Below are 18,746 nucleotides of genomic sequence, written 5' to 3' on the forward strand. Positions count from 1 at the left end.
TCCGGCTGCCACCATGAGGTCATGGGCCCCGCGGACACGCTCGGCGGGTTGTTGGCAGCATGGCGGCACGAGCTCTTCGTGGGCCGCGCGGCCGAGCTCGACCTGTTCCGGGCCGCCCTGGGCGCAGAGGAACCGTCCTTCCGGATGCTGTTTCTGGTCGGCCCTGGGGGAGTCGGAAAGACGACATTGCTCGACGCGTACGCCGCGCTTGTCGACGAGGCGGTCACCTGCGTCGTCCGCATCGACGGCCGGGACGTCGTCGGCACTCCCGCCGGCGTGACCGAGGCGCTCGCGGGCACTGTCGACATCCCGTCAGGCGACGCCGCGATCCGCTTGCCGTACGGCGAGCGGCTGGTCCTGCTCGTCGACGGCTGGGAACGGCTCGGCCCGGTCGAGAACTGGGTGCGGGAGCGACTGTTGCCCCGGCTGCCCGCGTCGACGATCGTGGTCGTCGCGGGCCGCGAGCCACCAGGACCGGAGTGGCGGGCCGATCCGGCCTGGTCCGAGCTGCTGCGCATCGTCTCGCTACGGAATCTCGAGCAAGCCGACGTCCGCCGGTACCTGGATCGGCGCGGCGTCCGCGCGGACCGGCACGCCGACGTACTCACCCTCACCTACGGTCATCCGCTGGCGCTGTCACTGCTCGCTGACCGGCTCCGGCGGGACCCGGACGCCGACCTGACCACGTTGCCGATGGACGTGGTCACCGGGTTGCTCCAGTGGCTCGTCGCCGACGTACCGTCGGTTGCCCACCAGCGAGCCCTCCAGGTGTCCGCTGTCGCGCGTACGACGAGCGAAGGCCTGCTGCACGCCGTGGTTGGCGAGACGGGCGACCCGCACCTCGTGTTCCAGTGGCTGGCCGGGCTTTCCGTCACCGAGCTCCGGACCGGCGGCCTGGTGCCGCACGATCTCGTCCGCGACGTGCTCGACGCCGACTTGCGCCGGCGTGATCCGGACGGCTACCGCGAGGTGTTCCGCGCGGTGCGGGCCGACACCCTGGCCCGGATCCGCGGCAGCGAGGGCCGGGCACAGCAACACGCGATCGCGGACCTGAAGTTCCTGTTCCGCAACCTGCGCAGTGTGCTCGCGCCGGTGGAGTGGCAGACCTGGGGAGACGAGTATCCCGATCGGGCCTGGCCGGCCGATCACCAGGCGATCGAAGACCTCGTCCGTACCGGAGAGGGCGCCGACTCGGCAGCGCTGGTCAGGCGGTGGCTGGACCGTCAGCCGGACGGGTTCCACGTGATCCGGGGCCTGGATGGGACCGTCCGCGGCGTCGTCGCGTTGCTCGATCTCACCGTCGCGGCGCCGGCGGACCGCGATGCCGATCCCGGCACGGCGGCGGCCTGGCGCTTTGCCGCGAGTATGGCGCCGGTGCGGGCCGGTGAGTCGGTCGGGCATTGCCGTTTCATCGTCGACTCCCAGCAGTACCAAGGCCCGTCCGCCACGCTGAACGCCGTACCGGTGCTCACCTTGCAGCGACAGTTGGCCACTCCACACCTGGCCTGGGACTTCGTCACCCTGGCCGAGCCGGACCGGTGGAACGAGTACTTCGCCGCCGCGGACATGCCGCGGGCGGTGGGCGCGGACTTCGTGGTGGGCGGCCGTCGCTACGGGCTGTTCGGCCACGACTTCCGGCGGGTCCCGGTCGAGCTGATGACCGAACGCTGGACCGAGCGTGCTCTGGCCGACGACGCCCTGCTGCTGCCGGCCGCGGCCCCGGAGCCTGAGTTGCTCGTGCTCGCCCGCGGCGACTTCGCCGATGCCGTCAAGCAGGCACTGCGAGACCTGCACCGCCCCGACCTGCTGCTGCGCAATCCGTTGCTGCGCACCCGTTGTGTCGCCGGCCACGAGGATCCCGACGGACTGGTGAAGCTGCTGCACGCCGCCGTTGCCACGTTGACCGACGATCCGCGCGACGACCGGCTGTATCGCGCGCTCCAGACGACGTACGTCCGGGCTTCTCGCACCCAGGAGGCAGCGGCCGCGGCGCTCGGCCTGCCGTTCAGCACCTACCGTCGCCACCTGCGCCAAGGGCATGACCGCGTCGTCGCCTGGCTGTGGCGTCGAGAGCTCGGCACCGGGTGAGCACAGGTGAACAGTCTTTGACCTGGTGACCGGACCGCGAAAGTCAGCACCCTCGCCACAGGAGGCTGCCATGACATCGACCGATCGGGACCGCGCCATCATCCTCGGGGGCAGCATCGCCGGCTTGCTCGCGGCGAGAGCCCTCTCCGAGACGTACGCCGAGGTCGTGCTCATCGACCGTGACGAGCTCGGCCCCGAGCCGGCGCCACGCCGCGGTACGCCGCAGTCGCGGCACCTGCACGGCTTGCTCTCCCGCGGCCACGCCCTGCTGGAGGATCTCTTTCCCGGGCTGACCGCCGACCTGACCGCGGACGGCGCACGGGTCGGCGACATGCTCGCGGACACCCGTCTGTGCTTCGGCGGGCATCGTTTCCGGCGGGGAGTCTCGGGCCTGCCCGCGATCTGCGTGAGCCGCCCGGCCCTGGAGGCGGCGGTACGGCGTCGCGTCCTGGCGCTGCCGTCCGTCCGGGTGCTCGGACGGCACGACGTGGCCGGTGTGATCGCCGACGGCCGGCGGATCGTGGGGGCCCGGGTGGTCGGCCGGGCCGACGGCAGCGCGCCGGAGGAACTGCCCGGCGACCTCGTCGTCGACGCGACCGGCCGCGGATCGCGGCTTCCGGTCTGGCTCGAGGCACTCGGCTTCCCGGCGCCGAGGCAGGACCGGCTCGCGGTCGGCGTCGGCTACGCCAGCCGGCGCTACCGGCTGCGTCCTGGTGCCCTGGGCAACGACCTGGTGGTGATCTCCGCTCCCTGCCCGGCGCGGCCGCGAGGCGGCGGCCTGTCGCGGATCGAGGACGGGACCTGTCTCGTCACGCTGATGGGCGTGCTCGGCGATCACCCACCGACCGATCCGGACGGCTTCACCCGGTTCGCCGCCGACCTCGCGCTGCCGGACCTGTCCCGGATCCTGGCGACAGCCGAACCCCTGGACGATCCGGTCGCCTACCGGTACCCGGCGTCGCGATGGCTTCGCTACGACCGGCTGGACCGCTTTCCGAGCGGCCTGGCCGTCCTGGGCGACGCCATCTGCACGCTCAACCCCGTCTACGGACAGGGAATGACGGTCGCGGCGCTCGAGGCCGACGCGCTCCGCCGGCAGCCGGCCGACGGCCGCCCGCTCCTCGGCTACCTTCGCGAGACCGGCCGGATCGCAGGCGCCGCCTGGGCCTTGGCGAGAGGCGCCGACCTGTCGTTCCCCGAGATCCCGGGCCGGCGGACGACCGCCGACCGCTTCTTCGGCCGGTACGTCGGAATGCTGCAGGCCGGCGCCGCCCGCGACGAGCACCTCGGACGAGCGTTCCTCCGGGTGACCAGCCTGGTCGATCCGCCGACGGCCCTGCTCCGTCCCGCGGTCGTGGCCCGGGCCTTGGCGGCAGCTAGCCCGGTAGGGCGTTCCACTGCTCGAGCGTCGAGGCCAGGAGCGTCGTCGTCGGCAGGGTCAGGAACTCCGCGCGGGTGACGAACTTCGCATCGGAGGCGTCGTCACCCGGCGTGAGGCTGCCACCGACGGCCGTCGCCTCGTAGTCGCGGATCACGTAGAGCGTGCCCATCGGGCCGTCGCGTTCGACCTCGCCGACCAGGTCGCCGACCTCGACCGTCAGACCGGTTTCCTCCGCGACCTCCCGCGCCACAGCGGTCGGGTCGTCCTCTCCCGGCTCGACCCGCCCGCCCGGGATCGACCAGAGCCCACGGCCGGGCTCATTCGCTCTCCGGACCACGAGCAGCCGGTGCTGGTCGTCGTACACGAGGGCCCCGACACAGTCGACGCGGTGCGCATCCATGCCACCCCACGATAGGGGCACCCTGGGGACAACCGGCCGGAACTGGGGGCGGACGCGGATAGCATCAGCCGTGACAGTTGTCCATGGAAGGGATCCGGCCCCGCTCGTGCGTATCGACCTGCACACCCATTCGAACCGCTCGGACGGCACCGACCCGGTGGACGTCCTGATGGCACACGCCAAGCGGGCCGGTCTGGACGTGATCGCGCTCACGGATCACGACACCGCCGACGGGTGGGCCGACGGCCGGGTCGCCGCGGAGCAGCTCGGGATCGGGTTCGTGCCCGGCCTGGAGATCTCCTGCAAGCTGCGCGGGATCAGCGTGCACCTGCTCGGCTACCTGCCCGACCCGTCGTACCCGGCGCTGGCCGAGGAGCTGCGGATCGTCCGCGACGGCCGTACCGACCGGATCCCGTCCATCGTCGCCCGGCTGAACAGCGTCGGCGTCGCGCTGACCGTCGACGAGGTCCTCGCCCAGGCGACCGGTACGCCGTCGGTCGGCCGGCCGCACGTGGCCGACGCGCTGGTCGCGAACGGGACGGTCGCCAACCGCAGCGAGGCGTTCGACCGGTTCCTGGCCGACGGGAAACCCGGCCACGTGTCGCACTACGCGATCGAGCCCGGGCGAGCGATTGAGCTGGTCCGCGAGGCCGGCGGGGTGCCGATCATCGCCCACCCGTGGGGCCGGTCCAGCTACAAGGTGATGACCGCGGACACCATCGCCCGCCTGGTCGACGACCACGGGCTGGCCGGGATCGAGGTCGACCACCAGGACCACTCCGCGGAGTCCCGGACGGCGCTGCGCGGGATCGCCCAGGATCTGGGCATCATCTACACCGGTTCCAGCGACCACCACGGGGTCGGGAAGATCGACCACGACCTGGGCGTGAACTCGACCGAGCCGGAGCAGTTCGAGCGGCTCCTCGAGGTCGCGAAGGGCAACGCCGCCGCCACCGACGCTCAGGTGCCTGAGGCCTACCTGCCGTGAACAGTGTCATCAACCTGGGGTTGCTCAGCGAGGTCGTGGTGACGTTGTTCGTGATCATGGACCCGCCGGGCACGGTGCCGGTGTTCATCTCGCTGACCGCCGGCCAGTCCCGCGCGGTCCGGAAGAAGGCCGCCTGGCAGGCGGTGCTGGTCGCGTTCGGCGTGATCGTCGTGTTCGCCGCCTTCGGCCAGCAGATCCTGCACAACCTCGGCATCACGCTGCCCGCCCTGCAGGCCGCGGGCGGTCTGCTGCTTCTCCTGATCGCGCTGCAGCTCCTGACCGACACCGCCGAGGATCCGGTCCAGACCAAGAACGTGAACATCGCCTTCGTCCCGCTCGGCACGCCACTGCTCGCCGGGCCCGGTGCGATCGTGGCCACGATGGTGTTCGTGCAGCGGGCGGACGGCGCGCTGCCGGACGTGGTGGCGATCTCGGTCGGCATCGTCCTGATCCACCTGGTGATGTGGCTGACGCTGCGGTTCTCCGGCGTGATCATGAGGATCCTCGGCGAGAACGGCGTGCTCCTGGTCACCCGGATTGCCGGTCTGCTGCTGAGCGCGATCGCCGTGCAGCTGGTCGCGGACGCGGTCACGGACTTCATCAAGGCGGGCTGACATGAGTGACGACATGCTGCCCGGGATGCCGACGCGGTTGTTCGTCGCGACGCCGACGAAACTGCTCACCTTCGCAGACTGCAAGCGGAAGTACCGCTACACCTACCTCGAGACGCCACGCCCGTCGAAGGGCCCGCCGTGGGCGCACAACACGGTCGGAGCGGTCGTCCACGAGGTGCTCGCCGACTTCTTCGGTCGCTGGCCGGCCTCCCGCCGTACTCCGGACGAAGTGGTCGCCAAGATGCGGTCGAGCTGGCGCAGCGAGGGCTTCCGGGACCAGGTGCAGTCGCTCGACTGGCGAGAGCGGTCGACGTCGATGGTGCTGGGGTACCTGCGGGATTCCGATCCGTACTACGCGCCGCGGGGAGTGGAGCGTACGGTCGCCTTCACGACCGAGCGGGCGTCGCTGCGCGGCCGGATCGACCGGATCGACGAGCGGCCGGCACGTGACGGGAGCGGTGGGACCGAGCTGGTGATCGTCGACTACAAGACCGGGCGTCGGCCGTTGACGACGGATGACGCGCGGTCGTCCCTGGCGATGGCGCTCTATGTGCTGGGTGCGCGGCGGGTGCTGCACAAACCGTGTACGCGGGTTGAGCTGCATCACTTGCCGACGAACACGGTCGCTGCCGCTGATCACGACGATGCTTCGCTGGCCCGGCATCAGCGGCGGGCTGAGTCGATAGCCGATGACGCGGCGGCGGCTGAGGCTCGGTGGCATGAGGGGCTGACTCCGGCCGAGGCTGATGAAGCGTTTCCGCCGGAGCCTTCGGCGCTGTGCGGGTGGTGCGATTTCGTGCGGATCTGCCCGGAGGGGCGCCGGGTCGCGCCGCCGCGGGAGTCGTGGGCCGGGCTGGACGACAGCGTGCCGGTCGCGATGGAGGACGCCAGCTGACTTGGGCCCGCTTTCGCGTTCGTGCCAGCGCTGTGTGCGTGGGGTGCCAGCGGGCGGGTGGAGGCTGAGGGCAACTGAGAGGGGTTGCCTGATGAGCGCGAAAACTGTGAACAAGCTGCCGGTGCCGGGTGCGACGCTGCACTACGAGGTGACCGGATCCGGGCCGGTGCTGCTGCTGATTCCCGGTGGCGGTTCGGACGCCGGGATCTTCAGCGGCATCGTCGGCCAGCTCTCCGCCGACTACACAGTGGTGGCGTACGACCCGCGCGGCAACTCCAGGAGCCGGTACGACGGTGAGCCCGTGGACCGGCGCCACTCCGAGGCCGCGGACGAGACCGTGGCGCAGGCGGCTGCGGACGCGCTGGCTGTGCTCGACGCGGTCGCCGGTGACTCACCGGCGTACGTGTTCGGCAGCAGCTCGGGCGCGATCACGGGGCTCGAACTGATCACCCGCCACCCCGATCGGGTGCGGATGCTGGTCGCCCACGAGCCGCCGTGCGTGGAGGTCCTGCCGGATGCGGCCGACGCCGCCGCGTTCTTCCAGGACGTGTACGACACCTATCGGCGGGACGGGCTCGACGCGGCGGACGTGCTGTTCGCGATCGGCACCGGGATGGACCAGGACGAGCTGCCGCCGCCGGAGGACCTGCTGCCGGAGTACCAGGCGCTGTTCCGGAGGATGCGGGCCAACGCGGCCGGCTTCTACGAGCACCAACTGCTCCCGTTCACGCGCTACCAGCCCGACCTGGACGCTCTCAAGCAGGTGACCCACAAGATCGTCCCCGCCGCCGGCCACGACTCCGCCGAGTACCTCCCCGGCCGCCCCATCCAAACCATCGCCGACCACCTCGGCTGGCCCGTAGTGACCTTCCCCGGCCCCCACACCGGCTACACCACCCACCCAGCCCCCTTCGCCACCCTCCTCTCCCGAGTCCTGGAAGCCGAACTCACCTGAACCCCGGCCGGGCGAGGTCTGAGGGGCCCTCGCCCGGCCGGTGCCCGGGACGGAAATCCAGTTGACTCCCAGCGACCAACCGGCGTAGCGTCACGAGCCTTTCCTTGACAACGGTGTGGATTGCCATGCCGTCACAGTGGTGTCCGAACCCCCCGGGTCTTTCCAGATTCGGGGCAGTTCTGCGTGCCGCTGGATCGATCGGACACCACCTCGAGTACTGAGAGGAGGTTGCCGTGGGCGTCTACTGGGCGATCGGCGTCCGGTCGTTCCGCCGGTTCTCGACGTACCGGATCGCCACCGCGTCCGGCGCGTTCACGAACACCGTGTTCGGGTTCATCCTGTGCGGTGTCTACCTGACCCTGTGGCACGAGCGGCCCGGCCTCGGCGGGTACGACGTCTCCGACGCGCTGACGTTCGTGTGGTTGCAGCAGGGGTTGCTGATGCCGATCGGGATCTTCGGCGCGACCACCACGGTCGAGCTCGGCGCGCGGGTGCGCAGCGGGGAGATCGCGGTCGACCTGTACCGGCCGACGCACCTGATGATGTGGTGGCTGTCGGTGGATCTCGGCCGGGCGATGTTCCAGTTGATCGTCCGCGGTGGTGCGCCGCTGCTGGTCGGCGCGCTGGTGTTCGACCTCAAGTTCCCGTCCGGTGCGCTCTCCTGGCTGGCGGTCGCGCTCGGCCTGGTGCTCGGCATCCTGGTGAGCTTCGGCATCCGGTACCTGGTCGCACTGTCCGGGTTCTGGATCACTGACTCGCGCGGTATGGAGGCGCTGGCGCTGGTCCTGTCACTGTTCTTCTCCGGCACGATCCTGCCGCTGGTGGTGTTCCCCGGCTGGATCGGCGAGTTCGCCCGGGCGACGCCGTGGGCCGCGACCCTGCAGGTGCCGATCGACATCTGGCTCGGCCGCAACCCCGGCGGGACCGGGTCCGCGCTGCTGTTCCAGTGCGGCTGGTTCCTGGTGCTGCTGCTGGCCGGTCAGCTCGTCACCTTGTTCGCGACCCGGAAGGTGGTGATCCAGGGTGGTTGAGCGGCTCCGCCGGGCGCCGGCGCAGTACTGGATGCTCGTGCTGATGTGGATCCGGTCCGCGCTGGCCTATCCGGCGTCGTTCGTGCTGATGCTGGTCAGCACGATGCTGATCACGGCGACGGACTTCGCGGCGGTCGTGCTGATGTTCAGCCACATCGACGCGTTCGGCGGGTTCAGTCTCGGGGAGATGGCGTTGCTCTACGCAACGGCCTCGATGACGCTCGGGCTGGCCGACCTGGTCACCGGTTCGATCGAACGGGTCGGCCAGCGGATCCGCTCCGGCTCGCTGGACGTGTACCTGATCCGGCCGGTGCCGGCGTTCATCCAGACCGCCGCGGACGAGTTCGCCCTCCGCCGGATCGGCCGGCCGCTGCAGGCCACCGTCGTCCTGGTCTTCGCGCTGAACAACCTCGACGTCGACTGGACCGTTGCCAAGGGCATCATGCTGCCGTTGTCGATGATCTTCGGATCGGTCATCTTCGCCGCGATCTTCGTCCTCGGCGCGGCGTTCCAGTTCCTGGCGATCGACTCCGCCGAGGTCGCGAGCGCGTTCACGTACGGCGGCCAGACGCTGACGCAGTACCCGTTGAGCGCGTTCGGCAAGGACATCGTCCGGGCTGTCACGTTCGTCGTACCGCTTGCCTTCGTCAACTACTACCCGGTGCTCTTCGTGCTGGGCAAGCCGGCCCCGTTGGGCCTGCCGTCCTGGATCGGCCTGCTGTCGCCGATGGTCGCCGTCGTGATGGTCGCGCTGGCGTCGTTGGCGTGGCGGGGCGGTCTCCGTCGTTACCGCAGTACAGGGAGTTGAGCAGTGGCAGTCATCGAGTTGGAGAACGTGTCCCGCGCCTTCACCGTGACGTCGCGGGCCGGGTTCCGCCGTACCCGCCGGGTCGTGAACGCCGTGGACGACCTGTCGTTCACCGTCGAGCCGGGGGAGGTGGTCGGCTACATCGGGCCGAACGGCGCGGGGAAGTCGACCACGATCAAGATGCTCACCGGCATCCTGGTCCCGAGCGGCGGCACGATCCGGGTCGCGGGCGTCGACCCGTCGCGCCACCGGCTCAAGCTGGCGAAGCGGATCGGCGTCGTCTTCGGCCAGCGCACGACCTTGTGGTGGGACCTACCGTTGAAGGACTCGTTCGCCGTACTGCAGAAGATGTACGGCGTCCCGCTCGCCCGGCACCGGGAGAACCTGGCGACCTTCGTCGAACTGCTCGACCTCGAGGACCTGCTCGACGTACCGGTCCGCCAACTGTCGCTGGGCCAGCGCATGCGGGGCGACATCGCAGCCGCGCTGCTGCACGACCCGGAGATCGTCTACCTGGACGAGCCGACGATCGGCCTGGACGTGATCAGCAAGGCCCGGTTGCGCGAGTTCCTGGCCCAGGTGAACGCGGAACGCCGTACCACCGTCATCCTCACCACCCACGACCTCGACGACATCGAGGCCCTCTGCTCCCGCGTCATGGTCATCGACCACGGCCGCCAGATCTTCGACGGCACCCTGCCCCACCTCAAAGCCAGCCAGACAGCCCCCCGAACCCTGGTCGTGGACCTGGCCACCTCCCTCCCGCCCATCACCGTCCCCGGCGCCACCGTCGTCAAGGTCGACGGCCCCCGCCAGCACCTGACCTTCCCCACCACCACCAAAGCGGCCCCCCTCCTGGCCGAGATCGCCGCCAACTACCCCCTCGTCGACCTGACCATCGCCGAACCCACCATCGAGTCCGTCATAACCCAGCTCTACACCCAACCCCTCAGGGGTTGACCCCAGCCGCAATAGACAACACATCCGCAGCCTCAAGCGGCTTGGGATCGGCCCGCCACCGGGCAAGGGCGTCCGGATGGTCGTCATCGTTGAGGGTGCCGACGCCGTCGTCGATCAGCCGCCGAGCCTCGGCACAACCGATCTCCTCGTACGTGAACCAACGCTCCATGTAGTAGTCGTTGCGCAGGGCATTGTTGTCATGAAACTTCCCCGTGTTGGCGACATACGAGTACATCCGCTCATGCGCCAACGCCGCAACCCAGACCAGCCGCTCGTCCTCTTTCACCAGGTAGAGCCTCATCGCGCGATCCCACCGTTCTTGTCGCAAGCTGTCGTAGGTTGTTCGTACGGCGTCGCCGTACCGGATCGGACTCGTTCCGAAGCCTTCATCCCGTGCCTGGAGTCACTGTAGTTCTTGACCGCGACGGTCCTTCCTCCCAGAGTCGTCAGCTCGCTGATGCCCGGTGGTGGGCTCAAACGCGCCGACGCCTCCATGCATCGCTGCCGGGCTACCTCACGGTCGGCGTCGGTTGCGGTGGCGCTGCGCTCGATCTCGTACCACGGAGTCGTGAGCTCCTTGACCTTCATCGACGCCACGGAGTGGAACTGGACCTCGATCCGTTCGACGCCGGGCGCTCTGAAGTAGGCGTGAATGCCTTTGTAGCGTGATCCTTCCGAGTACGAGTGCACCGCGTACTTCACTCGCCACCTGTGTCCTGTGAGCTGGTCGGCGGTATGCCGTGCGGCGGCGACGAGGTCCTCGGGTGTTTCGGTGAGCATCGTGTACCGGAGCAGGTCATCGACCGGACGGCGTACGTCGGAGCCCTGCCAGTTCCTGAGCTTGCGGGCGAGCGACTCTGGAGACTTCACCCGGCGGTCGAGATGGTACGGCGACGCCGTGGGCGGGAGCGAGGCCAGGAACTCGGCAGTCCGGTCGGGCTCCACCGCGAGAGCCGCGCCGAGGAGGTGAAGACTCTTCAACGTCGCCTTCGAGCCGTGCAACTCGGTGATAGCGGCGCCTGAGAGCAAACTCTCGCCCCAGTCCACCCGACCGCTGACCGAAAAGCCTGCGTGCAGCGCGGATGGCTCGGGTGGACGGGCGGGTGGCATCTGATCTCCCCAGGTCGATTGATACTTCGACCGTAGTAACTCGGAGACCACCCATGGGCCAACTTCCCAAATCTGTGGATAACTGCCCCGTCCCCTGGGCTCAGCGGTGGTAGCCGGCGGCTATGGAGAGGACGTCGGTGGCGTCGAGGGGTTTGGGGTCGGACTGCCAGACGGCGAGGTCTTCGGCTTCCTCGACTTCGTCGAGGCGTCCGAGGCCGGCGTCGATCAGGCGCCTGGCCTCAGCCGGCCCGATCTCCTCGTAGCTGAAGTCGCGTTCCATGTAGTAGTCGTTGCGCAAGGCATTGTTGTCGTGGAACTTCCCCGTGTTCGCCACATACGCATACATCGTCTCGTGCGCCAAAGCCGCCACCCACAACGGCTCGCCCGCTTCCTTCACCAGATAGAGCTTCATCGGAGGTCCGCGACGACGGTGGCGAACATCTGCTCGGGGACGAAGGCCTTGGGGTCGGCCTGCCATTCGGTCAGGTGGTCTGCCATCACTTCGGGGTCGAGTGGGTCGAGGCCGGCGTCGATCAGCGCCTTGGCCCTCGACACCGTGATCTGCTCGTACTGGAGCTCCTGCTCCACGAAGAAGTCATCCCGCAGCCCCTCGTTGCGGTGAAACTTCCCCGTGTCCGGCACAAAGCCAAAGACGTCCTCGCCCACCACGGCCGCCACCCACAGAAGACGCTCCCCGTCCCTCACGACGTACAGACTCACAGTTCCAGTTCCTTCCTGACGTCGGGTGCTGCATCGAATGCGCGGCGACCGTCCGTCGCGGGCGCCGCTCCGTTGCGCGGTGGTCTCCGGGCGTCTCGGCCAAGACCATAGCCGCGAACCGTCACCGGGCAACCGCCGAGCTCGGTCAGGTCGTCGAGGCCGCGTGGCATCGGCAGGCCGGCCGACAGCCGGATGCACTCGGCTCGGGCCAGTTCGGGTTCTGCCCTCGGCCGGTTGGCGTCCCGCTCGATCACGTACGGCGCGGTGGTCGCCTCCTTCACCCAGATCGAGGCGGACGAGTGCAATTGCACCTCGATCCGTCGCCCGCGTCGATCGACGGTGTCCAGATGGACGCCCTTGTAGCGGCTTCCCTCGACGTAGGAGTTACGTACGGCGGCAAGTTGCCAACCGAGATCCTGAAGGCCGGCCGCCGCCCGCCGCGCCAGCTCGGCCAGCCGGTCATGTACCGGCGTCATCACGGTGTAGCGCTGGACGTCCTCGATCGCCGGCGACCGCTGTCTCTTCCCAGTGTGCTTCTTGATCTTCCGAGCAAGCGACTGCGGCGACTTCACCCGCTTGTCCAACTGGTACAACTCGACTCCCGGCCGGGTCAGAGCGAGCAAGTCCCCGGTCGCGGCTTCGTCTTCCCAACTGATCGCCTGGAGCCGGGTCAGCGCCTCCCGGGTCGCGAGCACGCCGGACTCCGCCGCGATCTCGGCCTTGCTCGGCAGCGGCTCTCCCCAGCTCAGGCGATGGTTACGGCTGAACCGGGCATGCAGGTCGGTGGGTTCGGGGAGGTGGTGGAGGGGTGTTGGCATGGTGTCCCCAGGTCGATTTGTTTTCTCGACGGTAGGCAGTGGGGAGGGGGTTGTGGGGGTGGAAATCGGGATCTGTGGATAAGTCGGGGTGGTTACGGATGGGGGTGGGGGTGTGACTTGGGGTGGGTGGGGTCGTTGGAAATCGGGTAGGGACCCAACCGGAAGTGGGATTCGGGGGTAGACGAGGTATGCCGACGATGACGGAAGAGCCGGCTGTGGTGGTGGGGCCGCCTTCGGACGGGGCCGGGTTTGCGGAGTGGGTGCGGCCGCACCTGCCGGCCATGGCCCGGTTGGCGGCTCGGCTTGCCGTGGGCGCGGACCGGGACGACATCGTGCAGGAGGCGCTCGCGCGCGCCTGGGCGAAGCGAGGGCAGTACGACGCGAGTCGTGGGACCGCCTCGGCCTGGCTGCTCGCGATCACCGCGGACCAGGCCCGGAAGGCGGCCCGGCGGCTGCGGCCGGCCGGGGAGCTGGACGAGAACGACGGGCCGGTGTCGCGGCCCGACCTGGACGCCCGGATGGACGTGGACCACGCGCTCACGTCGCTGTCGGCACGGCAACGCCTCGCGGTGGACTGTTACTACTTCGCGGACCTGTCGATCGCCGACACGGCCGCGGTGATGGGCTGCTCCGAAGGCACCGTCAAGTCCACCTTGTCCGATGCGCGGGCCCGCCTGCGCACCCTGCTGGAGGTCAGCGAATGAACCCGACCGACGAGGTCGACGACCTGCTGACGCGGGCCGGCGCGCGGTGGCGCGCGGACCAGCCGTCAGCTCCCGAACCCGACCTGGACCGGATCATGGGCGGTCGCCGCCGCCCCCGCGCCTGGGTCCCGGCCCTGGCGGCCGCCAGCGTCGCCGCGATCGCCGCCGCCGCACTCACCGTCCTGCCGGGAGGCGAGCAGGGCCCGGCCACCACCGGCGAGACCCCGCAGTCCGTTGCTAAAGGCAACCAAGCACCGAACGACGACCTGCTGGTCCGCGACGGTGGCCGGGTCCGGGCCGGCGGCCAGGTGATCGCCGTACCCGGGAAGGAGCCGGTGTTCTGCCCGCCGCTGCCGCAGCCCGCGATCGGCTGGGCGAAGGGCAACGAGCCGGCGCCGTCCTGCCCGGCGCAGTACGCCGTGACGCTGAAGAACTTCGACCTCGCCAAGTTGGCGCAGGCCGAGACGATCAAGGGCGTGCGGACCGGTCACGCCATCGTGACCGGTGTGTGGGCCGGCCGGACGATCGACGTCCAGGACCAGGAAGTGCCGGAGACGCGGTCGACCACCGCGGAGCTGCAGCTCCCGCCGGACGAGGTGCCGTGCCCGGCGCCCGCGGGCGGCTGGAAGACCGTTCCGAACACCATCGACAAGGTCGCCGTCGCCGACTTCCTCGCCGCCCGCGAGAACCAGGCCACGGATCCCCGCCTGCTGTACCCGAAGGGCCATGTGCCCGGCGCGCCGGAGGTGTACACGATCGGCGTCGCGCATGTCGATCCCGCCGCCTTCCGGACCGCGTTCGAGAAGGTGTACGACGGCAACCTCTGCGTCCACCAGGTGAAGTACAGCAAGGCCGACCTGGCCAGGATCGGCGCGTCGGTCGGCGAGCTGATCGGTAAAGGGCTCGGCGTCTACGCGTACGGTGCCGGCAGCGTCGACAAGTTCGGGATCTCAGCTCTCGTGTACGACGAGAAGCTGAAGGCCGCGCTCACCCCGGCCGGCCTGGAGAACTTCGAGCTCGAGGTGTCCGTCAAGCCGGTGCGGTGAACCGGTCCCGGTCGTGGAAGAACCGCACCAGCAGCTTGGCGGTCGCGGCCGGCTGCTCGATGGCGGGGGAGTGCAGGGCGTCCGGGATGACCTCGGCCTCGACGCCCAGTCCCTCGGCCATCGCGCGCTGGACCGGGAGCGGCCAGCCGTCGTCGCCCTCGCCGTACAGGACCTGCGCGCGTACGCCGGACTTCGCGAGCTGATCGGTCTTGTCCTGCGCGTCCATCAGCCGCCGGGTGATCTCGGCGAGGCTGACCGGGACGTTGCCGGTGAACCGCTTCCGCAGGAAAGCTGCGATCTCCTCGGGCGGCGCGATGTAGCCCGCGGCCAGGCTGTCGTGCTGCAGCTTCAGGTCGTACACCTGCTCGATCGGAAGGTTGTCCAGCCCGTACGCCAGCATCTGCAGGCCCTGCAGCTTCGCCTCGTCGGTGAACGCCGCCGGGCCGGAGCACAGCAGGCTGATGGTCGAGAACACCGACGGATCGGTGAGCACGGCCTCACGCGCGACCAGCCCGCCGAACGAGTGCCCGACGAGCTGGCTGTAGCCGCCGAGCGCCTTGCTCATCGCGACCACGTCCGCGCCGAGCTCGGCCAGCGAGTACGCCGAGGGGTCGGCCGGGCCGGGCGTCTCGTACTGACCGCGCTGGTCGACCGCGACCGTGCGCCAGCCGTAGCGGCACAGGTGATCCACCAGCGGGGTGAAGTCCTCCTTGCTGCCCGTCCACCCCGGCACGAGCAACACTGTGCCCAGCGGCGTGCCGATGTCCGGCACCGCCATCAAGGTCGCGAAGGACCCACGGTCGGTCTCGAGGGTCGCGGGATGAACCCCGTCGGGCAACGTCAGCGAACGCGGCGTACTCACAAGTAAAGAGGGTATCCGCTCAGTCCGTCCGAACCAGCGTGGCCGTGGCCACGCCGAGCAGAATCACGATGACGGCGCTGACGACGACCGCCAGCTGTACGCCGTCCGTGTAGGCCTCACGGGCGAGCGACAGCAGCTGCTCGGCAACCGGACCAGGTAGGCGGTCGGCAGCCGCAATCGCACCACTCAGCGTGTCGCGTGCAGCCTCCGGGGCGTCGGCGGGGACTCCAGCCCGGTAGACGGCCGTGACCAGGCTGCCTGCGATGGCGATCCCGAGCGCCATGCCGAGCTCAGTGCCCGTCTCACCCATGCCAGATGCGACACCGGCCCGCTCAGGCGGCGCACTGCTCACGATGACGTCGTACGTGAGGGCCAGCACCACCTGGATGCCCAGGCTGGCCACCGCGAGGCCGATCACCACCGGCAAGCGGTCCGCCAGAGCCATCAGAGCCAGTCCTGGTACGGCGGCCGCGAAGCCGAGCGTCATCGCCGTACCGGCCCGCAGGTGACGCACGACCCACGGCGCGCCGAGCGTGCCGACGATTCCGGTCACCATCATCGGCAACATCCACAGCCCGGCCTCGAGCGGCGACATGCCGAGCACCAGCTGGAAGTACTGAACCGTCAGGAACTGCATCGCCGCAAGCACGTACAGCCCGAACGTCTGCGCCCCTAGCGATGCACTGAACGCTGCCCGGCGGAACAGCCGCAGGTCGATCAGCGGCTCCGCGAGCCTCAGCTGCCGTCGCGCGAACACCCATCCGAGGAGTACGCCGGCCGCGGCGATCCCGAGGCTGCTCAGGTGGAACCCGTCCTTCGCGGTCTCCTTGATCGCGTACACGACCGGGAGGATCGCGCCCGTCAGCAGCGCGACGCTGGCCAGGTCGATCCGCCCGGCGTGCACGTGGCGGAACTCCGGCAGCAGGATCGGCGCGGCCACCAGCAGCACGATCAGCGGCGGCACGCCGATCAGGAACACCGACCCCCACCAGAAGTGGTCGAGCAGGACGCCGCCGACCAGCGGACCGGCCATGCCGCCGATCATGAAGTTGGTCATCCAGATCGCGATCGCCAGCCGCCGCTCACCGGGGTCGCGGAACATGTTGCTGAGCAGCGACAACGTCGACGGCATCAGCGTCGCGCCGGCCAGGCCGAGCAGCGCCCGGGCCGCGATCAGCAGCTCGGCGCTGGTGGCGAACGCGGCCAGGATCGAGGCGGCCAGGAACCCGGCGGCGCCGATCATCAGCAGCCGGCGGCGGCCGATCCGGTCGCCGACCGTCCCCATGGTGACGAGCAGACCGGCCACCACGAAGCCGTACACGTCGATGATCCAGAGCAGCTGGGAGGAGCTGGGCGCCAGGTCGGAGCTGAGTGCCGGCGCCGCGAGGTGCAGCACCGTGCCGTCCATGCCGATCAGGATGGTGGGCAGCGCGAGTACGGCGAGCCCCAGCCACTCCCGCCGCCCCGCCTTGACCTCCGTGGTCACTGTCATCTGGTCCATGCCAACCGATGGTGGGAGTTAAAGCAGGGTTGAGGTCAACCCCCGGGGTGCGATCCGGCGTTCCGGGGTGCGGCACAATGGCCGGGTGCCTCGCACCATGGCGGTAGCCAACCAGAAAGGCGGCGTGGCCAAAACGACCACTGTCGCGACGCTCGGCGCTGCCTTGGCCGAGCGTGGTCAACGGGTGTTGCTGGTCGACCTGGACCCGCAGGCCTGCCTGACGTTCTCGATAGGTATCGATCCCGAGGACCTGGACAAGTCGATCCACCACGTGCTGCTCGGCGGCGTGAAGGCGCGCGACGTGCTGGTCGAGTTCGAGGACGGGCCGGACCTGCTGCCGGCGACGATCGAGCTCGCGACCGCCGAGGTACGGCTTGCCCGCGAGAGCGGCCCGGAACAGGTGCTGCGGACCGCGTTGCGTCCACTGCGAGCGTCGTACGACTGGATCATCGTGGACTGCCCGCCGACGCTCGGGCTGCTGACGGTGAACGGGCTGTCGGCGGCGTCCGACGTACTGATCCCCTTGCAGTGCGAGACGCTGGCGCATCGTGGCGTCGGGCAACTACTTGACACGATCCACGACGTGCAGCGACTGACAAACCCCGGTCTGAACGTGCTCGGCGTGCTGCCGACCCTGTACGACGGCCGGACGACGCACGCCCGTGCCGTGCTCGAGACGATCGCCGACACCTACTCGCTGGACGTGCTGGAACCGGCGATCCCGAAGTCGATCCGGTTCGCGGAGGCGCCGGCGATCGGTGAGACCGTGCTGAGCACGTCGCCGGCCTCGCCCGGTGCGAAGGCCTACCGGGCGCTGGCCGGCGCGTTGCTCTGACCTACGGCCCGCTGACCTTACGCCCCGCTGACCTTACGGCCCGCTGACCGACGGCCCGCTGTCCGGAGCCGGCTGCCGCCGGACCCGGTGCCGGAACTTCCACAGCGGTACGGCGATCAGCGCGATCAGCACCAGGAACGGCAGCAGCGCGCCGAGTGCCGTCGCCAGGAAGGCGAACGTCGCGGCGAACGCGTCCCAACCGCCCTGCAGCCCGGCCACGAAGCCACGGTCCGGGTCGGTCGGCACCGGCGGCTCGCCCTTGGCGGTGAGCGTGAGCGCGAGCGTGGCGAGCTCGGTCTGCAGCGCGAGGTTCTTCTGCTTGGCCAGCAGGGACTCGAGGTCGGCCTCACGCCGGGTCAATTCGGTCTCCACCGAGACGATCTCGCCGATCGTGTTCGCCTTGGTGAGCAGGGTGCGCATCCGCTCCAGGCTGGCGCGCTGGGAGGCGATCCGGCTCTCCACGTCGACCACCTGCTCGGTGACGTCGCTGGACTCCTGGTGGATCTGCATCCGCTTGCCGAGCTCGGACAGCCGCTGGATCGCGGTCTCGTACGACGCGGTCGGCACCTTCAGGACCAGGTTCGCCCGGGTGATCTTGCCGTCGTCGTCGCTGCCGGTGTCCTCGGAGGCGACCTGGCCTTTGAGCCCGGAGATCACCGTGATCGCCTTCTGCCGCTGGGCGTCGACGTCCTCGGCCTCGATGGTCAGCGACCCGGTCTTGATGATCGCCCGGGTCAGCGTCGGCTGAGCGGCCGCCTTGTCCTGCCCCTGCGGCGCGCTCCCGGACGCGTTGCCGTTGGCCGACTCGTTGGAGTCGGTGCCCTGCCGGTCAGCGGGTGCAGCCGTTCCGGCCTCGCTGTTACCGCTCTCGCCGGAGCACCCTGCCAGCAGCACCATCCCCAGCAACGCCACCCCGGCCGCGGCAGTCTTGATCCGCCTCATCACCCATGCCCCTCTCTCGTGGTTACCGCTAGGACGGCCACCGAGGGGCAGGGTGTTGCAGGCTCAGATCACCGTTCAGCCACGGTCG

At 69.6% G+C, this 18,746-nt stretch carries 21 protein-coding genes; 12 read left to right on the plus strand and 9 right to left on the minus strand.

Going from position 1 to position 18,746, the window contains the following annotated elements; all coding sequences use genetic code 11:
- The first annotated feature begins 21 nt into the window (after nt 1–21).
- Together ACWCOV_RS21590 and ACWCOV_RS21595 are read left to right on the plus strand one after the other, a co-directional pair.
- A complete protein-coding gene (locus ACWCOV_RS21590; protein WP_449831075.1) occupies nt 22–2,088 on the plus strand; it encodes an AAA family ATPase in 2,067 nt (688 codons plus the stop codon).
- A 70-nt stretch (nt 2,089–2,158) separates the two neighbouring features.
- Nucleotides 2,159–3,547, plus strand: coding sequence for an FAD-dependent oxidoreductase (locus ACWCOV_RS21595; RefSeq protein ID WP_449831076.1), 1,389 nt, complete (start codon nt 2,159–2,161; stop codon nt 3,545–3,547).
- On the opposite strand, the gene ACWCOV_RS21600 is transcribed toward ACWCOV_RS21595, so the two are convergent.
- A complete protein-coding gene (locus tag ACWCOV_RS21600; protein WP_449831077.1) occupies nt 3,465–3,869 on the minus strand; it encodes an NUDIX domain-containing protein in 405 nt (134 codons plus the stop codon). The genes ACWCOV_RS21595 and ACWCOV_RS21600 overlap by 83 nt on opposite strands.
- Nucleotides 3,870–3,975: 106 nt before the next feature.
- Between ACWCOV_RS21600 and ACWCOV_RS21605 the strand changes: the two genes are divergently transcribed.
- From ACWCOV_RS21605 to ACWCOV_RS21635, 7 genes are all read left to right on the plus strand, one after another.
- Entirely contained in the window at nt 3,976–4,857 is an 882-nt protein-coding gene (locus tag ACWCOV_RS21605) for a PHP domain-containing protein (protein ID WP_449831078.1), read from the plus strand.
- Nucleotides 4,854–5,471: a MarC family protein gene (locus ACWCOV_RS21610; RefSeq protein ID WP_449831079.1), complete on the plus strand. Its 618-nt coding sequence runs from the start codon at nt 4,854–4,856 to the stop codon at nt 5,469–5,471. The genes ACWCOV_RS21605 and ACWCOV_RS21610 overlap by 4 nt, the downstream gene beginning before the upstream one ends.
- Before the next feature lies 1 nt (nt 5,472).
- Complete coding sequence (locus tag ACWCOV_RS21615; RefSeq protein WP_449831080.1) at nt 5,473–6,366, plus strand: RecB family exonuclease; 894 nt, start codon at nt 5,473–5,475, stop codon at nt 6,364–6,366.
- A gap of 91 nt (nt 6,367–6,457) precedes the next feature.
- Nucleotides 6,458–7,321, plus strand: a complete 864-nt coding sequence (locus tag ACWCOV_RS21620; RefSeq protein ID WP_449831081.1) for an alpha/beta fold hydrolase — start codon at nt 6,458–6,460, stop codon at nt 7,319–7,321.
- A 233-nt stretch (nt 7,322–7,554) separates the two neighbouring features.
- Entirely contained in the window at nt 7,555–8,352 is a 798-nt protein-coding gene (locus tag ACWCOV_RS21625; protein WP_449831082.1) for an ABC transporter permease, read from the plus strand.
- Nucleotides 8,345–9,160 (plus strand): ABC transporter permease, encoded by an 816-nt coding sequence (locus tag ACWCOV_RS21630; protein WP_449831083.1) that lies wholly within the window; start codon nt 8,345–8,347, stop codon nt 9,158–9,160. The genes ACWCOV_RS21625 and ACWCOV_RS21630 overlap by 8 nt, the downstream gene beginning before the upstream one ends.
- Nucleotides 9,161–9,163: 3 nt before the next feature.
- Complete coding sequence (locus ACWCOV_RS21635) at nt 9,164–10,120, plus strand: ABC transporter ATP-binding protein (RefSeq protein WP_449831084.1); 957 nt, start codon at nt 9,164–9,166, stop codon at nt 10,118–10,120.
- On the opposite strand, the gene ACWCOV_RS21640 is transcribed toward ACWCOV_RS21635, so the two are convergent.
- The 5 genes from ACWCOV_RS21640 to ACWCOV_RS21660 all read right to left on the minus strand — a co-directional run bounded on the left by ACWCOV_RS21640 (nt 10,110) and on the right by ACWCOV_RS21660 (nt 12,768).
- Nucleotides 10,110–10,421, minus strand: a complete 312-nt coding sequence (locus ACWCOV_RS21640; protein WP_449831085.1) for a hypothetical protein — start codon at nt 10,419–10,421, stop codon at nt 10,110–10,112. The two genes, ACWCOV_RS21635 and ACWCOV_RS21640, sit on opposite strands and share 11 nt — an antisense overlap.
- Complete coding sequence (locus ACWCOV_RS21645; RefSeq protein ID WP_449831086.1) at nt 10,418–11,167, minus strand: hypothetical protein; 750 nt, start codon at nt 11,165–11,167, stop codon at nt 10,418–10,420. Before ACWCOV_RS21645 ends, ACWCOV_RS21640 begins: the two co-directional genes overlap by 4 nt.
- Before the next feature lie 163 nt (nt 11,168–11,330).
- Nucleotides 11,331–11,642 carry a hypothetical protein gene (locus ACWCOV_RS21650; RefSeq protein WP_449831087.1) on the minus strand — a complete coding sequence of 104 codons (312 nt, stop codon included), beginning with the start codon at nt 11,640–11,642 and terminating at the stop codon, nt 11,331–11,333.
- Nucleotides 11,639–11,950 (minus strand): hypothetical protein, encoded by a 312-nt coding sequence (locus ACWCOV_RS21655; protein ID WP_449831088.1) that lies wholly within the window; start codon nt 11,948–11,950, stop codon nt 11,639–11,641. The genes ACWCOV_RS21650 and ACWCOV_RS21655 overlap by 4 nt, the downstream gene beginning before the upstream one ends.
- A complete protein-coding gene (locus tag ACWCOV_RS21660) occupies nt 11,947–12,768 on the minus strand; it encodes a hypothetical protein (RefSeq protein ID WP_449831089.1) in 822 nt (273 codons plus the stop codon). The genes ACWCOV_RS21655 and ACWCOV_RS21660 overlap by 4 nt, the downstream gene beginning before the upstream one ends.
- 197 nt (nt 12,769–12,965) lie before the next feature.
- Between ACWCOV_RS21660 and ACWCOV_RS21665 the strand changes: the two genes are divergently transcribed.
- Both ACWCOV_RS21665 and ACWCOV_RS21670 read left to right on the plus strand, forming a co-directional pair.
- Nucleotides 12,966–13,472: an RNA polymerase sigma factor gene (locus tag ACWCOV_RS21665; RefSeq protein WP_449831090.1), complete on the plus strand. Its 507-nt coding sequence runs from the start codon at nt 12,966–12,968 to the stop codon at nt 13,470–13,472.
- Entirely contained in the window at nt 13,469–14,518 is a 1,050-nt protein-coding gene (locus ACWCOV_RS21670) for a hypothetical protein (protein ID WP_449831091.1), read from the plus strand. The genes ACWCOV_RS21665 and ACWCOV_RS21670 overlap by 4 nt, the downstream gene beginning before the upstream one ends.
- Here the strand turns inward: ACWCOV_RS21670 and ACWCOV_RS21675 are convergent.
- Nucleotides 14,502–15,380, minus strand: coding sequence for an alpha/beta fold hydrolase (locus ACWCOV_RS21675; protein ID WP_449831092.1), 879 nt, complete (start codon nt 15,378–15,380; stop codon nt 14,502–14,504). The two genes, ACWCOV_RS21670 and ACWCOV_RS21675, sit on opposite strands and share 17 nt — an antisense overlap.
- 19 nt (nt 15,381–15,399) lie before the next feature.
- Nucleotides 15,400–16,872 (minus strand): MFS transporter, encoded by a 1,473-nt coding sequence (locus ACWCOV_RS21680; RefSeq protein WP_449831093.1) that lies wholly within the window; start codon nt 16,870–16,872, stop codon nt 15,400–15,402.
- A gap of 94 nt (nt 16,873–16,966) precedes the next feature.
- Between ACWCOV_RS21680 and ACWCOV_RS21685 the strand changes: the two genes are divergently transcribed.
- Nucleotides 16,967–17,716, plus strand: a complete 750-nt coding sequence (locus ACWCOV_RS21685) for a ParA family protein (protein ID WP_449831094.1) — start codon at nt 16,967–16,969, stop codon at nt 17,714–17,716.
- A gap of 33 nt (nt 17,717–17,749) precedes the next feature.
- On the opposite strand, the gene ACWCOV_RS21690 is transcribed toward ACWCOV_RS21685, so the two are convergent.
- On the minus strand, nt 17,750–18,658 hold the full coding sequence (locus ACWCOV_RS21690; protein ID WP_449831095.1) for a DUF4349 domain-containing protein: 909 nt from the start codon (nt 18,656–18,658) through the stop codon (nt 17,750–17,752).
- Nucleotides 18,659–18,746: the final 88 nt, after the last annotated feature.

This window comes from Kribbella sp. NPDC002412 (assembly GCF_053592935.1).

Bases quoted from the DNA above. Each gene is read 5' to 3' on its own strand.
- ACWCOV_RS21590 (WP_449831075.1), top strand. From the start codon at position 22: ATGGGCCCCGCGGACACGCTCGGCGGGTTGTTGGCAGCATGGCGGCAC.
- ACWCOV_RS21595 (WP_449831076.1), top strand. From the start codon at position 2,159: ATGACATCGACCGATCGGGACCGCGCCATCATCCTCGGGGGCAGCATC.
- ACWCOV_RS21600 (WP_449831077.1), bottom strand. From the start codon at position 3,869: ATGGATGCGCACCGCGTCGACTGTGTCGGGGCCCTCGTGTACGACGAC.
- ACWCOV_RS21615 (WP_449831080.1), top strand. From the start codon at position 5,473: ATGAGTGACGACATGCTGCCCGGGATGCCGACGCGGTTGTTCGTCGCG.
- ACWCOV_RS21620 (WP_449831081.1), top strand. From the start codon at position 6,458: ATGAGCGCGAAAACTGTGAACAAGCTGCCGGTGCCGGGTGCGACGCTG.
- ACWCOV_RS21640 (WP_449831085.1), bottom strand. From the start codon at position 10,421: ATGAGGCTCTACCTGGTGAAAGAGGACGAGCGGCTGGTCTGGGTTGCG.
- ACWCOV_RS21650 (WP_449831087.1), bottom strand. From the start codon at position 11,642: ATGAAGCTCTATCTGGTGAAGGAAGCGGGCGAGCCGTTGTGGGTGGCG.
- ACWCOV_RS21660 (WP_449831089.1), bottom strand. From the start codon at position 12,768: ATGCCAACACCCCTCCACCACCTCCCCGAACCCACCGACCTGCATGCC.
- ACWCOV_RS21665 (WP_449831090.1), top strand. From the start codon at position 12,966: ATGACGGAAGAGCCGGCTGTGGTGGTGGGGCCGCCTTCGGACGGGGCC.
- ACWCOV_RS21670 (WP_449831091.1), top strand. From the start codon at position 13,469: ATGAACCCGACCGACGAGGTCGACGACCTGCTGACGCGGGCCGGCGCG.
- ACWCOV_RS21680 (WP_449831093.1), bottom strand. From the start codon at position 16,872: ATGACAGTGACCACGGAGGTCAAGGCGGGGCGGCGGGAGTGGCTGGGG.
- ACWCOV_RS21690 (WP_449831095.1), bottom strand. From the start codon at position 18,658: ATGAGGCGGATCAAGACTGCCGCGGCCGGGGTGGCGTTGCTGGGGATG.